Source organism: Neokomagataea tanensis (genome assembly GCF_006542335.1).
Lineage (GTDB): Bacteria > Pseudomonadota > Alphaproteobacteria > Acetobacterales > Acetobacteraceae > Gluconobacter > Gluconobacter tanensis.
This window is the reverse complement of the sequence record NZ_CP032485.1, coordinates 883,864-898,743: the sequence shown is the minus strand read 5'-3', so window position 1 is coordinate 898,743 and position 14,880 is coordinate 883,864. Positions and strand designations below refer to the sequence as shown.

Annotated in this window: 11 protein-coding genes; 8 read left to right on the top strand and 3 right to left on the bottom strand. The window is 47.7% G+C overall.

Features of this window, described 5'->3' with window-relative positions; all coding sequences use genetic code 11:
- The first annotated feature begins 155 nt into the window (after window positions 1-155).
- Entirely contained in the window at window positions 156-1,163 is a 1,008-nt protein-coding gene (gene pstS / locus D5366_RS04155) for a phosphate ABC transporter substrate-binding protein PstS (RefSeq protein ID WP_141492415.1), read from the top strand.
- A gap of 67 nt (window positions 1,164-1,230) precedes the next feature.
- Window positions 1,231-1,728: a hypothetical protein gene (locus D5366_RS04150; protein WP_141492414.1), complete on the top strand. Its 498-nt coding sequence runs from the start codon at window positions 1,231-1,233 to the stop codon at window positions 1,726-1,728.
- Window positions 1,729-1,796: 68 nt separating this feature from the next.
- Here the strand turns inward: D5366_RS04150 and D5366_RS04145 are convergent, their stop codons facing one another.
- Window positions 1,797-2,282, bottom strand: coding sequence for a hypothetical protein (locus D5366_RS04145; RefSeq protein ID WP_141492413.1), 486 nt, complete (start codon window positions 2,280-2,282; stop codon window positions 1,797-1,799).
- A 12-nt stretch (window positions 2,283-2,294) separates the two neighbouring features.
- Window positions 2,295-3,911 (bottom strand): GMC family oxidoreductase, encoded by a 1,617-nt coding sequence (locus D5366_RS04140; RefSeq protein WP_141492412.1) that lies wholly within the window; start codon window positions 3,909-3,911, stop codon window positions 2,295-2,297.
- Between the two features lie 130 nt (window positions 3,912-4,041).
- Here D5366_RS04140 and D5366_RS04135 point away from each other — a divergent pair, with 130 nt between their 5' ends.
- From D5366_RS04135 to D5366_RS04115, 5 genes are all read left to right on the top strand, one after another.
- A complete protein-coding gene (locus tag D5366_RS04135; protein ID WP_170211045.1) occupies window positions 4,042-5,544 on the top strand; it encodes an aldehyde dehydrogenase family protein in 1,503 nt (500 codons plus the stop codon).
- A 231-nt stretch (window positions 5,545-5,775) separates the two neighbouring features.
- Window positions 5,776-6,687: a dihydrodipicolinate synthase family protein gene (locus tag D5366_RS04130; protein WP_170211044.1), complete on the top strand. Its 912-nt coding sequence runs from the start codon at window positions 5,776-5,778 to the stop codon at window positions 6,685-6,687.
- Window positions 6,688-6,706: 19 nt separating this feature from the next.
- Window positions 6,707-7,780 carry a proline racemase family protein gene (locus D5366_RS04125; protein WP_141492409.1) on the top strand — a complete coding sequence of 358 codons (1,074 nt, stop codon included), beginning with the start codon at window positions 6,707-6,709 and terminating at the stop codon, window positions 7,778-7,780.
- Between the two features lie 204 nt (window positions 7,781-7,984).
- The gene (locus tag D5366_RS04120) at window positions 7,985-9,478 is read left to right on the top strand and encodes an aldehyde dehydrogenase (RefSeq protein WP_141492408.1); all 1,494 of its coding nucleotides are present in this window, start codon (window positions 7,985-7,987) and stop codon (window positions 9,476-9,478) included.
- A 14-nt stretch (window positions 9,479-9,492) separates the two neighbouring features.
- Window positions 9,493-11,079: a GMC family oxidoreductase gene (locus D5366_RS04115; RefSeq protein ID WP_141492407.1), complete on the top strand. Its 1,587-nt coding sequence runs from the start codon at window positions 9,493-9,495 to the stop codon at window positions 11,077-11,079.
- Window positions 11,080-11,123: 44 nt separating this feature from the next.
- Here D5366_RS04115 and D5366_RS04110 read toward each other — a convergent pair whose 3' ends face one another.
- A complete protein-coding gene (locus D5366_RS04110; protein WP_141492406.1) occupies window positions 11,124-11,816 on the bottom strand; it encodes a GntR family transcriptional regulator in 693 nt (230 codons plus the stop codon).
- 632 nt (window positions 11,817-12,448) lie between these two features.
- Between D5366_RS04110 and D5366_RS04105 the strand changes: the two genes are divergently transcribed.
- A complete protein-coding gene (locus D5366_RS04105; protein WP_170211043.1) occupies window positions 12,449-14,878 on the top strand; it encodes a TonB-dependent receptor in 2,430 nt (809 codons plus the stop codon).
- Window positions 14,879-14,880: the final 2 nt, after the last annotated feature.

Here is a 14,880-nt window from a genome sequence, read left to right as displayed (position 1 = left end):
AAAAAAGAAAAGTCTTCCCTTTAGCGTGAGCTGTGACGGAAGTGCCACTATTTCATGGACTTGTCATGAAACTATCACGGAACCATGTCTGTTGTGGCAGCCTGCTGCACGCTAGTAGATGTACGTTTTTAAAATGCTCGACTAAGGAAATCCCCATGATTAAGAGCAAGATTGCGCTTTTGGGTTTTGCTGCGATGACAGCGCTTGGCGCGTTTTCCGCACAGGCTGCAGACATTACAGGTGCTGGTTCCAGCTTTGCCGCGCCAATTTATGGTGCATGGGGCCAGTCCGCTAAAAATCAGGTCGGTGTCACGGTTAATTACCAGAGCGTTGGCTCTAGCGCCGGGCAGGACCAAGTGATTGCGCGCACAGTCGATTTCGGTGCATCCGACAAGCCGATGTCTGCTGAGCGACTGGCTAAGGAACATTTGTTCCAGTTTCCGACAGTCATGAGCGGTATTGTCGTGGTTGCTAACGTGCCAGGCATTAAGCCCGGTTCGTTGCATCTGGATGGCCCAACCATTGCCGGGCTGTTTGATGGTACAATCAGCACTTGGAACGATGATCGTATTAAGGCGCTGAACCCGGGCGTTGACCTGCCAGATACGGATGTTGCGCCTGTGCACCGCGCAGATGGTTCGGGCACGAGCTTCGTCTTTACCTCATACCTGTCGCAGGTTTCCCCTGAATGGAAGCAAAAGCTGGGTGCGGGTACATCTATCGCATGGCCCGGTGGCTCAGGCGCGCGCGGCAATGATGGCGTGGCGGCGATGGTGAAGCAGACCGAGGGTGGTATTGGGTATGTTGAATACTCATACGCCGCGCAAAACCACCTCAACATCGCTGAAATCCGTAATCATGCGGGCAAGTTTGTTTCACCGTCCCTAAAGGGCTTCGTTGAAGCTGCTCAGTCTGCCGATTGGATGGGTGCATCGAACTACGCTGTGAATTTGCTTGATACGGCAGGTGAAGGCGCGTGGCCGATTGTGACAGCTACGTTCGTTTTGGTTCCGACCAATCCGAGCAACGCAGATAATGCTGCGGCAGTGCGCAAATTTTTTGCCTTCGGCTTCGAGCACGGTGACGCAGACAATGTGCGATTGGATTACGTTGGTTTGCCTGCAACGGTTAAAGAAAATGTCTTAGCTCACTGGCCAAAGTAATTATAAAATATGCTTTAAAAGGAGCGGGTCTTTAAAAGGGCCCGCTTTTTTTTATGGGAAGCTTTTTATGATTCGGCGTTGTTTCATCAATTTACTTTTAAGCGTGATGTTGGTGCCATCTGTCGTGTTGGCTGACCCGCGAAGTGTAGCAGTACCGATGACGGCAGAGGAAACCGCGGCTGCCGTTGCTTTGGCACCCGACGGTGTCGTGGGAAATTTCAAGATGACGGTGTGCGGTGTTGGTCATGCCGAGGGTTCTGTTTTTTTAGATTCCCGAAAAAATTACCGTGACCCTAGGACGTTGATTATTCGTGTACCCGACCAAGTGGTGCAGGATGCGGGTCTGACCACCGAAAAAATGCGAGAAAAATATTATAGACGGCGCTTACAGGTTTCGGGTTGGGCGCGCCGGATTAAAATATCTGTTTATGACAGCAATGGCGTTGAAGTCAGGACGTATAATCAGGTCCAGGTTGCTGTGAAGTCGCTTGAGGCTATTGATGTTAATAACCTCGATCCGAGGGTCGATGCATGTCACGAGCAGGGCAATTTTCTTAATTCATAGATGCCCGATAATGAAGCAACGGCAGATGACAGTAGGGCTATCGTGCCGTTGCTACGAGAGTTTTGTAATTAATCGGCCGAAACGTAGATTGGTCCACGTTCCATCACGGCATCGAGCACACCAGAATCAAGTTCGTCGGCAATTTCGAACATGCCTGCTGGGTTCGGGTGTGGCGTAGGGTAGCCGATACGCGCTTTGTTCTCTGGGGCGTATAAATAGGCGCTGACGATCACGGTTGAGAGCCAGTAAAACTTGCTGGGCTCTTTGAGTGAAAATGCCTTGAGGCGTTCCCACAGGTCAGGTTCATTTACATGCGCAAACAGTTCAAGTGTTTGCATGATGCTATCAAAATTTTTATCCGTGATGCCGAGCGCTTGGCTTAACAAACCTTCGTAATTAGCTACGGAACTGCCCGAGGGGATAGTGCCGGAAGCGGGGATGAGAGTGTCTGCGATGCGGCTTATGGTTGCCAGCTCAAGAGGCGTGAGGGCACGCCGAGCTGTTTTGCGGTGGCGAGAGACGGATAAAGATTCGAAACTACGTGCGCTGGACATTGGTAATTCCTTTTACGTCTTTTGATTTTGAATAACGTCGACAAGGTTACGCCCAATGCGCAGTGCTAAAGCGCAAATTGTGCTGGTCGGGTTTGCAGAGCCGCTGGTAACAAAAATACTGCCATCGGCGATAAGCAGATTGGGGACATCATGTGCACGGCCCATCGAATCAACGACTGAAGCGTTGGGGTCGTTGCCCATACGGGTGGTGCCCAAGAGGTGCCCTGGTTCGCCCGGCATTTCTAGTACAGGAATGACCTTTTTGGCGCCGGCCATCTTATGTGCATCGACCATTTTTTGGAGAGTGAACTCACGTATTTTCAGTGTATTTTCACTGAAGCGGTAGTTTACTTTCGGGCAAGGGATGCCATCACCATCCACAAGCGTGTCGTCTAGTGTCACGCAATTGCTCTCTTCGGGCAGGTCTTCGATATTAGCAGCCCACAAGATTGCGCTTGTGGCATCTTTAACGACACCATGGAACGCTTCGCCCCAGAGTTCGTCAAAGGGTAAGAGGCGGTGGGGGTCTATACCGTTTAGAATAAGGCCGGGAGCCGTCGATGCATGCAGTTTTGCTCCGCGAACGAAACCATTTTCTTCTTTGGTTTCGTAAAACTCCATGGAACTGATGACTGCACCAAGTGGGCCGCGCCATGTTTCCAAGTCGTCTTCGTAGTAGCCTAATGCGCAGCAATTGGGGTGCAGCATGAGGTTTTTCCCTACCAAACCTGATGAGTTGGCAAGGCCGTTAGGGTGCTTGTCCGATTTGGAGAGTAGAAGCAGGCGCGGCGTACCAATGCCGTTCGCACACATGACAACGTAATTGGATTTTAAATGTTTTTTTTGCCCTTTGAAGAAGTAATTTACTCCGTTCGCTAAGCCGTTTTCATCAGTGGTGATTTCGCTTACGCGTGCACCAGTAATGAGCTTGGCACCCGCCGCAATAGCGGCTGGCCAATAGGCTAGGTCGAATGAGGCTTTTGCTCCCTGTGGGCAGCCCTGCACACATGTGCCGTAGCGTACGCATGCAGCAAGCTCACCATTTTTTTGTGTAGGAATGGCGTTTGCGCCCGGCCACCAATGCCAGCCGAGCTGGTTCAGGGCTTGTGCTGTGCGCATGCCGGCTTTGCCGAGTGGATGCGCGGGTTGGGGAGGGGCTAACCCATCAGGGTAGGCTGGGTCCCCTTCAAGGCCAGAGACGCCAATAAAATTATCGACTTCGTCAAAATAAGGAACGAGGTCGTGATAGGTAATTGGCCAATCATCCGCTATATTATCAATAGTTTTTACACGGAAATCAGAGACTGTAAGACGAGGCCATAATGCGCCGAAGTGAATGGTTGACCCACCAACGGCACTATACATGGAGGGAGGTAGGTCAGTTTCAGATAATTCAAGGGGATAATCTGCCGGGTTGGCGCGACTATTGGCCTCAGTTGCCCAGTGGCCACGAGCGACCAGTTCCCACATATCAAAATTTGCCGCGTAGTCTGCCGGGCTGATCCAGTCCCCTTGCTCTAGGCAAGTGACTTTTATGCCGGCTTTAGCGAGGGTATGGGCCATGATCGCACCTGATGGCCCTGCTCCTACAATGACGACCTCGGTTTGCTCGATTTCAGTCTCGGCCATCGTTTAATCCCATTAATAGCAATAGAAAATTATCCTGCCGAAATGCCGCTTGCAGGCTCAGCTTCGTCTATGGTATACTTTATTTCAATGGGAGTGTCCACACGGCATTCGATGCTAGGGGAAAAATATTGTGACGCAAGCGAAATTATATAGCGAACAGTGTCGTACATATGGCCAGTGGATAAATGGCAAAGAAATAAAAGCTGAAAATTTAATTGAGAGGTTCGCTCCTGAGAGCGGAAAAGTCGTTGCACAATTCGCTGAGGGCACGAAAGAGGATGCGCTTTTGGCAATTGAAAACGCAAAAGAAACATTCGAGGCGGGCACGTGGTCCCGGATGCCTGGGGCAGAGCGTGCCAAGATTCTAGCGCGTTGGGCTCGGTTGGTTGAAGAAGAGAGCGAACTGCTGACGCGTATTGAAATTGAAGAGTCTGGCAAGATTAGGCGTGTTGCGGAAGGGGATATAGCGGGTACGGTTGATCTTATCGTTTACGCGTCTTCCCTTGCCAATCAGGTTTCTGGTCAAGCTTACATGGACATCGGTGAGGGTTTGAACGCTTTCGTCGTTAAGGAGCCTGCAGGTGTTGTAGGTGCGATTGTCCCATGGAATTTCCCAACAATTATTTTTGGTCAAAAAGTTCCTCTCGCGCTTGCAGCAGGGTGTTCTGTTGTAGTGAAGCCCTCTGAATTTACATCAGGTACGGCAGTAGAGCTTGCGCGCTTGGCTAAAAAGGCTGGTGTGCCTGATGGTGTTTTGAATGTCGTCACGGGCTATGGTGTGCCTGTTGGGCAAACCATTTCTGAAAGTGCTGACGTTGATGTTGTGTCGTTCACAGGTTCTACTCGTACGGGTCAGTTGATTGCTCAGGGGCAAGGAACGAATTTCAAAAAGATTTCGCTTGAACTGGGTGGAAAATCCGCCGCGATTGTTTTTGAGGATGCGGATTTTGATGCGGCGATTGATGGTGTTTTGTTCTCAATCTTCCTGCATCAAGGTCAAGTATGTTGTGCTGGGTCTCGCCTCTTGGTGCATGAGAATATCGCTGAGAAGTTTGTCCACGCTTTGAAGGCGCGGGCAGAGGCGTTGGTTACGGGGCCTTTGGATGATGCAAAAACAGAAGTGGGGCCATTGGTGTCCCCTGAGCATTTGAAAATAGTCCAAGGCTATGTTTCATCGGCAATTGATGATGGTGCCGAGGTTATTTGCGGGGGTAAAGTAACGCAGCAGGCTGCTTATCCCGACGCTCCGGCACAAACATTTTTGCCGACCATTTTGAACGGCATAACGCCAGCCATGCCCATTTTTTACAATGAAGTTTTTGGTCCTGTCCTGACCGTCACAAAATTCAGTACGCGAGAAGAGGCTGTGAAACTCGCTAATGACAGCAATTACGGGCTTGCGGGCAGTGTCTGGACAGAAAATATCCAAACGGCGTTCTATGTAGCGCAACGTGTACGCACGGGTACGATTGAGATTAACACCTGCTTGGAAGGTAAGCCTCAACTTCCGTTTGGTGGCTACAAAGCTAGTGGCTTGGGGCGTGAGAAAGGCCTTACGGGCCTTGAGGAGTTCACCGAAACGAAGACCATTGGTCTACGGGTTTCGCCCAAAAAAGGATTTTTCGGCGGATAAATAAAAAATGAGAAAGGTTGGTTCCTTAGCTTTATAATATAGTATACAAAATAATATATGCTATTAAGTTTGGGTGAGTCGGATAAAATACCTCCTGCCACCCAAGACGAAAGCTTGCGGAATTAAGGAACGTTTTTCTCTTACGGCAGCGAATGTTGGTGGTGTGTTGTTGGAGCGCACGCTTCATTTCTGTTGAGTCGTATTTTAGTATTTAGGAATATGAGGTTTATCATGGAACTGAATGGTATTGTATCAGCGGTTATTACGCCCTTCTCATCAGACGGTGAAAGTGTAAACGAAGCTGAGCTTCGCGCGATCGTCGAGAGCGGCGTTCTGAGCGGTTTGGGTGGGTTTGTACCGTGCGGTGGTACGGGCGAATTTGCTACGCTGTCTTTTGATGAGCGTCAAAAAGTTACGGAAATCTGCATTGAACAAGCAGCAGGCCGTAGCGCTGTTATGGCCCAAGTCGGTGCATGCTCTACGCGTGAGGCGATTGCTCATGCCAAGCACGCTCAGGCGGCTGGTGCAGATGCTATGATGCTAGCAACTCCTTATTACGAAGGCATTAGCTTTGAAGGGGTTCGGCGTTTCTACCATGATATTGCAGCGGCTGTTTCCTTGCCTATCTGCATTTATAACTTTCCTCCTTCCATGGGGGTTGCTTACGATCCAGACCGTGTCGCTCAGCTGATGGAGGAAATTCCATCTGTAAAATACATTAAAGATTCGAGCGGTGATTTCGGTCTTTTGAATGCTCTGGTAACCGGCTCTACGGGTGTCAAAGTTTTTGCCGGTGAAGATATTTTGATTGTACCGTCTTTCACGCAAGGTTGTGCCGGTGTGATCAACGGGAGTGCCAATTTCATTGCGCCTGCATGCGTAAAAATGTTCGACGCTGCAAAGAAGGGTGACTTTGAAACCTTGCGCAGCGTTTGGGATAGTGTGAACCCCTTAGTGCGCGCAGTTATCAGTGACCATTATAACGGAGGCGTAAAGGCTGCTGTAGCGGCTCTTGGCTTTGCGACAGGGCCGATCCGTAAGCCGTATGACGAGCTTCCGGCAGAGCGTTTTGCGCTGATCCAAGATATTATTTCAAAGATGGATCCAAGCCTTCTCAACCGTACAAAACAATCATTAATTTGAAATCCGGAAAGATATTATCATGAAGCTGAAAGTTGTTGATGCACATTCATCAGGAGCGCCTTGTCGTATCGTGACGGGTGGTCTTGAGGATCTCGGTATCGTCGGTAAGACGATGCTGGATAAGAAGATTTACATTGAACAGAATCATGATTGGCTCCGCACATCGTTGTTGCAAGAGCCACGGGGTTTTCCTGCTGTAAACGCCGATTTGGTGCTTCCTCCATGTGACCCGACTGCCGATGTAGGGTTGGTCATTATCAATCAGCGGCCAGTTTATCCTGTGATGTCTGGCGGTAATATTCTGTGTTACGTGGCGTCTATTCTTATGGCGGGCGTTGTGCCCATTGATGAGAGTAAGCCGATTACTACTGTGCGCGTCGATACGCCGGCAGGGATAGTAACGGCCCATGCAACGTGTAAAAATGGAAAGGTTCTACAGGTTTCTGTGGAAAATGTTCCATCCTATGCAACGCATTTGGATACTAAAATCACGGTCGAAGGGCTCGGCGAGTTAGTGGTCGATGTCGCTTATGGCGGGATGTTTTATTTGATAGTGTCAGCAGATCAGCTTGGTCTTTCGCTGGTGCCGGATAATGCAGCCAAAATTTGTGAAATTGGTGAAAAGATTAGAGCGTCTGCGGTCGGTCAAATCAAAGTTGATAATCCTGCACGTAAAGGCATGTCTGTTGTGGATGCTGTCATGATCTATGACAAGCCACATGACTCGAAAAATCACGGCCGTTCAGCTGTGGTTATGCCGATGCTCCCTGGGGCGCCGACTTTTGCATCCGGATGCAACGCGCTGATTGACCGCTGCCCTTGCGGCACAGGTACATCTGCGCAAGTGGCAGCGTTGGTGGCAAAGGGAGCACTGAAAATTGGTGAAGCTTTCAACCAGGAAAGCATCATTGATGAGGTTTATACAGCCCGTCCTGTGCGTGAGGTCGAGGTTAATGGGCATCAGGGTATAGTTCCAGAGTTGATTGGTACGGCCCATATTATTGCTGAATCCATTATTCACATTTCTGAAGACGACCCCTTGCGCCACGGCTTTAAGGTTGGGGACATGTGGCCGGGCGCTATTCCGGCTTAATTAAAAGTGGGGTTTGCCTGGTAGGCATGCCCCACGGTTCAAGCGGTGCTTGACCAAGTCAATATTTAGTATACGTTATAATATAGTTTCAGAATCTGGGCGGCGTGTTTGGAATGTATTTGTAAAGAATACAGCGTCGTGTTTTGTCCGTGCTGACACGAAAACGGCGACCGCTCTTCGCTAAAAAATAGGGAATTAGGCTGTATGGCTGACGTTAAGGCACTTCAAGAGCGTAGTGAGTCCCTCGAAATCGAAACTCGGGCTTTCATTGACGGTAAATTTGTATCTTCGGTAAGCAAAAAAACATTTGCTGATGTTAATCCAGCGAACGGCAAGCTCGTAGCGGATATCAGTGAGTGTGATCAGGAAGACGTAGAAGTGGCAGTTGCGGCCGCTCGTAAGGCTTTTGTAGCCGGTACGTGGAGCAAGTTGGCCCCGCGCGACCGTAAAGTCGTTCTCCTGAAATTAGCGGATTTGCTTGAGCGTGACGCTGAAGAATTCGCAATTCTGGAAGCACTTGATACAGGTAAACCAGTAGCCGATGCGCTAGAAGTTGATGTGCCAGATGCGATTGCGACCTTGCGTTGGCATGCGGAAGCTATTGATAAAATTTACGATAGTGTTTCGCCTACATCAGGCAATATTGTTTCAATGGTTGTGCGCGAACCTATCGGTGTGGTTGGTGCGGTGATTCCATGGAACTTCCCAATTGCTATTACGGCAATGAAACTGGGTCCCGTTCTTGCGGGTGGTAATTCCCTTGTAGTGAAGCCTGCAGAACAAACGCCACTTACAGCAATTAAGCTGGCTTCGTTGGCAAATGAAGCCGGTATCCCTGCGGGGGTTTTCAACGTTGTGCCCGGTTATGGTGAGACAGCAGGTAAAGCGCTTGGGCTGCATCCTGATGTTGATTGTGTCAGCTTCACAGGGTCGACCGAGGTTGGTCGCTATTTTCTGAAATATTCAGCAGAATCCAACATTAAAAGAATTATTCTAGAATTGGGCGGTAAAAGCCCAGCTATCGTAATGAACGATGTTGAAGATTTTGCGCCAGTTATTGAGCAGGTTTGTGCTGGCATTTTGTTCAGCCAAGGCGAAAATTGCAGCGCTGGTTCACGTTTACTTATCCATGAAGATATTAAGGAGCGCTTTTTGAAGGAGCTTCTTGTTGCGTTTGATGACTGGAAGGTCGGAAATCCTTTCGTAGAGGGTACACGCGTCGGAGCCATGATCGACGAAAAGCACATGAAAAGAGTGCTTGGTTACATCGAGACTGGAAAATCCGAGGGGGCGAAAGTCATCTATGGTGGGAAGCGTTTGTTAGAAGAAACAAACGGATTTTACGTGGAGCCTACGATTTTCGATAACGTCACGAACGATATGACGATTGCTCAGGAAGAAATTTTCGGCCCAGTGCTGTCTGTCATAACGTTCAAGACAACCGAAGAGGCTATCGCGATCGCAAACGACACAGTCTACGGTTTGGCAGCTTCGTTATACACGGGCGATCTGCGTACTGCGCACACAGTCTCGCGCGCGATCCAGGCGGGGACGGTTTCTGTAAACTGCTTCTCGGAAGGTGATCAGGCTGTTCCTTTTGGTGGGTTTAAGCAGTCCGGTTTTGGCGGACGCGAAAAATCTTTGGCGGCACATGACCAGTACCTCCAAACCAAGACGATCTGGATGCAACTCGATTAAGTCGGTAAAAGACTATGAAAAGCTACGATTACATCATAATTGGCGCGGGCTCGGCTGGATGTGTCGTAGCAAATAGGCTTACCGAAGACGGTAGTAAAACGGTCCTGCTTTTAGAAGCAGGGCCGCCAAATGGTTCGATAATATTGAAAATGCCGGCCGCACTAGGCCTGCCTCTGATGTCCAAAAAATATAATTGGGGCTTCGTAAGTGAGCCTAACCCTGGCTTGCTCGGCAATACGAGCGAACAGCACAGGGGAAAGGTTTTGGGCGGGACGTCTTCCATAAATGGTATGGTTTTTGTTCGCGGTCATAGAAAAGATTTTGACCACTGGGCAGAAAATGGTTTGCCTGATTGGTCATACGAACATTGCCTTCCCTATTTTAAAAAGATGGAAAATTATCAGGGCGGGAATAGTGACTATCGTGGCGTCTCGGGCCCATTAAATGTGCAGAAAAGTAAAGCTGAGGGGCCGCTCTACCAAGCCTTCCTTGAGGCGGGCCAAGAGTTTGGTTTGAAATTTAATAGAGACCCCAATGCTCAAGAGCAGGAAGGGGTTAATATTGCACAGGCTTCTATACGAAACGGCAAAAGAGAAAGCGCGGCTACGGCTTTTCTCGCGCCAGCATTGAAGCGTTCTAATTTAACGGTTTGCACTGGGGCTCACGTTAAAAAGATTATTTTCTCAGGCAAAACAGCAATAGGGGTAATTTATAGAACCAAAGAGGAGGAATTAATTTCCTATGCCGAAAAAGAAATAATTCTTTCTGCTGGTGCTTTTGGTTCCCCGCATTTGTTGATGCTTTCTGGAGTAGGTGATCATACCCACCTTAAAGAGCACGACATAAAAACTGTTGTGCATTTGCCTGGTGTTGGGCGTAACTTACAGGACCACGTCTCGGTCGCAATACAGTATATGGCGACCAAACCAGTCTCTCCTGTGAAAGAACTTTCGGAGTATGGTCGGTATTGGACGGGAGCCAAATGGGCTCTAACGAAAAAGGGGCTTGGTGCGAGCAATTATTTCGAGGTTGGCGCTTTTTTTAAGGGTGATAACAATGTCCAATACAACAATATACAGCACGAGTTTTTTCCTCTTATAGGGGAACTGTACCGTGGTGATATTCATATTAAAAATGGATTTCAGTATTTCACAAGTATTTTACGCCCTGAAAGTCGGGGGCATGTTTCGTTAAAAAGTGGGAACCCATTTGATAGCCCAAAAATAGATATGAACTTTTTATCTGAACAATCTGACGTTGACCAACTTGTCGGCGGCATCATTAAGACAAGAGAAATTATCGCTCAGCGTGCTTGGGATGGTTTGAGGGGCGAAGAAACTACACCGAGCGGGCAGGTCTCGACAGCTTCGGATCTTGAACGCTGGGTGCGGGGCAATGCAGGGACAAATTATCACGCTGTAGGCACGTGCAAGATGGGGAGTGATGCGTTATCGGTAACAAATACGAATGGAGAAGTACGTGGTGTTTCCCATTTGCGTGTTGTTGACGCGTCAATAATGCCAAGTATTGTTAGTGGAAATACGAATGCCGCTACGATAATGATTGCAGAAAAAATATCAGATTTGATTAAGAATAAATAAATATTTGGTGGCTACTTTTAAATTTGGTAGCCACCAGTGTGAGATTATTTTAAAATTGATGGTGCATTTTTGTTGCCAATATCTTCGCGGAGTTCTTCCACGGTTTGGGTGATATGGTCGATGCAAAGCTTTTTAAGCGGCTCATAGTCTTTTTGTATCCAGCTTTCGAGGATTTGCTCGTGCTGTAAATTAGCGCGTTCATGCCGATCTTGGTAAAGAAGGTGAAAGCGGACATAGCGTTCGGTGAGGATGCTAATCTTCTCAATGATGGAATAGGTAATATCACCAACGCCGGGGCGTATTAATGCCATGTGGAATTCACGATTTAAGGTTCCCGTCTTTACGCTACCTTTTCGTTGTTCCCGTTTGAGGTTTGTTAAGATTGCTCGTGCTAAGGCGTGGTCTTGCTTGGTCGCTTGGCGGCTTCCATCCAGTACAGCTTCAGGCTCGAGTTGTAGGCGGAGGCGGAATATCTCATCAGCATCGCGTGTTGAGACAGCTATTACAGAAAAGCCCCTATTGGCCTGTGATACAACCAAGCCGTCTTTCTCTAGGCGAGCCAAAGCTTCTCTCAAGGGAATTTTGCTTGTGCCAAATTCGCTCGCAAGGATATCTTGGCGGATAGGTTCTCCGTCTTTGAAATCGCCGCTAATGATATTTTCGCGCAGAATATAGTAGAGTTTTTCAGAAATAGTCTGCGTATTGAGTTCGAGGGATCGATTTGCTGGGGCGCTCACGGCATTACTCTGTTTTACGGGGCAGTAAATAGGAACATATACTTTATAATATATAGTTTTTATGAATTTTGTCAATATTTACTCTCATTAATCGTAGATTATTGCATGTCTGCGATTTAATGTGAATTATACATCTGTATATTAGCCTTTTTTATGGTGCTGCGATAAGGAAAAGTAGAAAATAATTTATCATTGAGAGGCGCACAAAATCTAAGAAAGATAATTTTTTCTATCGTTTTTTGAGAAAGAAGAATCCTAATTTTTGTGAGAAAACTAGGAAATAAAGATAAAAAAATGCGGAAGAATCAGGAAATCATAAACATACTATTGTATACGGAATAATATATTGTTATTCATTCAGAATGATATGCGCGTGAGCATGTGAGGTGATGGTGCCGAAGGGCCTTTTTGAAATTTGTTAGTAAATTGCGCTCATTAGTATGTCGCTCGAAAGTAACTGACTTTGTTTGTATCAATTTTGTAAGAAATAAGCCCGCTAAATAACCGTATACAATATACAAGTTTGCGGTGGGGTGTTGGCGAAGGATGTGCGGATAATGTTATTCGAAAGCAGCGCTACGGTGAAGAGATGTTCTAGCCTAACAATGGCAGATCTCTGTTTGACTGTGTCCATGAGTGCTTTGTGTATAAGCTTTTTTATTGCTCCATCAGCAAATGCGGCGACTAAAAATGCTGCGAGACATCATTTGGCGCATGGCAAAACGCACCAGCAATCAGCGATGAAAGCGCCGCAGCCAGTTCAACCCGCTTCACGCTTGGCGCGCGCGAAGCACCCGACAGAGGTAAATGGCGGTAACGAAGAAATCAGCGTTGTCGCACATCGCGGGGTGGCTGGTGGTGGGTTAATGCCCGCTCAGCACGTAGCGCGTTCACAGAGTGCGGTGACGAGAGAGTTCATCGCGCTGCAGACGCCTACTAACAGCCCAGTCCAGCTAGTGAACAGTTTGCCTGGTGTCGTTGCGGTAAAACAAGACTCTCTTGGTATGTCGCCAGTTGATATCTTAACAATGCGTGGTCTGCGTGAGGGCCAGATCGGTGTCACATTTGAGGGGATGCCGGCACAAGACCCTTTGACCTATTCACCTTTTACCACCCTGTTGATTGACGCTGAAAACACCGGATCGGTGCGCGTGTCCCAGGGTTCGGCTGATTTTGACGCTCCAGTTATTAATGCCGTAGGTGGGCAATTAGCTATTACGGCTATTGACCCTTCCCATAAAGCTGGTGGGTATGTCGATTTTCTGGGTGGTACGCATTCTTCTCAAAAAGAATTCATCCGCCTGAATACTGGCGATATTGGCAATACGGGCATACGTGGTTATGCGTCTTTTTCCTACACCTCATCCAATAACTGGAGGGGAGCTGGCAGCCAGAGACGCTATCACGTTGACGCTAAATTTGTAAAAGATTGGGCTCCAGAGAGCAAAACAACTCTAATTTTCAATTATAATAGGCAATATACTACCCCATATTTGAATGTTACACTGTCTCAGTGGAATCAAAGTGGTTGGAATAATAATTGGGATAGTAAGTATAATTATGTTGGGGATGTTAGTTATTATAAGTTGAACAATTGGAGTGAAAATATTCTCTCCGTTGCTTTGCCCTCAGTCTTCAAACTAACTGATGGTCTGACGCTTAACGTAACGCCCTATTATAATAACAATACGGCGACACAAACCGGCGGACAGGCCATTCCGGTATCCGGTGGCTATGTTGGGGCTACGCAGTATGGTGTGGCTGGCTCGAGTTTTCCATCGTTTAGCATTCCAGGGGCAGCGGTGGATGGCAACGGCAATATGGCCGCGTTGCTTGTAGATAAATGGAAGCAGCCTGTTGGTGGCGTGAATGCGTCAATGACTTGGACGCATGGCATTAACAGCCTCATGTTTGGAGCATGGTATTCTTACCAAACACATACAGAGCCACTAAGCTATAAATTGCTTGATGCTTCGGGCAATGTTTCGTGCAGTGGTAAGGGTACATGCCCACTCTCATTAAATGGTGTTACGCTGAGCGGAGATTCTTGGAATATCTGGCAACAGCAAAGAATGATTTATTTAAGTGATACCCTTAAACTGTTGAATAATAAGTTAGAAGTGTCTGCAGGCTTAAAAGCCTTTATGATGGAGCGTAGCGTTAGTAATAACGTTTATAACAACCCTACATATAAAGGTACTGGTCAATACTTCCAGCCGCTTCCGCAAGTCAACATTATGTATCACATCACGCATAGCGACGATGTATACATAAACGGTACAACCGCGTTTCGTGCGCCTGTAGGCACGGAAGCTTATGTTCCTGATTTTTCACCGACGTCTGGGCAAATTACGCAAGTTGTGAAAATCAAGCCCGAATACTCTATCAGTGAGGAAATAGGCTACAGGCACCGTGGTTTTTACAACTTTTCGGTCTCTGCGTTTAACATGAATATTACGCATAGAAATATTTCATCCCAGACTTATCTAACGGGAAGTTCTGGCTCCAGCGTAATGATCCCGCAGCCGTTAGATGGTGGTGGTGAAACGCTCCGGGGGATTCAGGCTGAACTGGGCCTTGCAGCGTGGCACCATATCAGTCCTTACGTGTCCGGGCAGTATATTCACGCCACGACAGATACTAATTTTGTTGTAGGTGATGATGCTCTACCTACAAAAGGAAAGCTTGCTCCCGATGTGCCTCAGCTGACGGCTGCCTTGGGTTTGCGTTACAATGGGGAGCATATTTTTGGAAATATCAATGTGAAGTATGTTGGGTCGCAATATACGACACTTATGAATGACGAAAAAATGCCATCCTACACAACGATGGATGTTACTCTTGGGTATAAATTTAATTCTGTTAAATACTTGGACCATCCGCAAGTTCAGTTGAATTTGGTAAACGTGACAGATACCCATTATCTGGCGATTGCTAATTCGACCACGACTAATGCCAAAACGACTACGGGTATTTATGGCACGTCGATCGCGGGGTCCTCGCCAATTTATACGATAGGTGCGCCTTTTGGTGCATTTGTTTCGGTGTCGAGTGGGTTCTAATT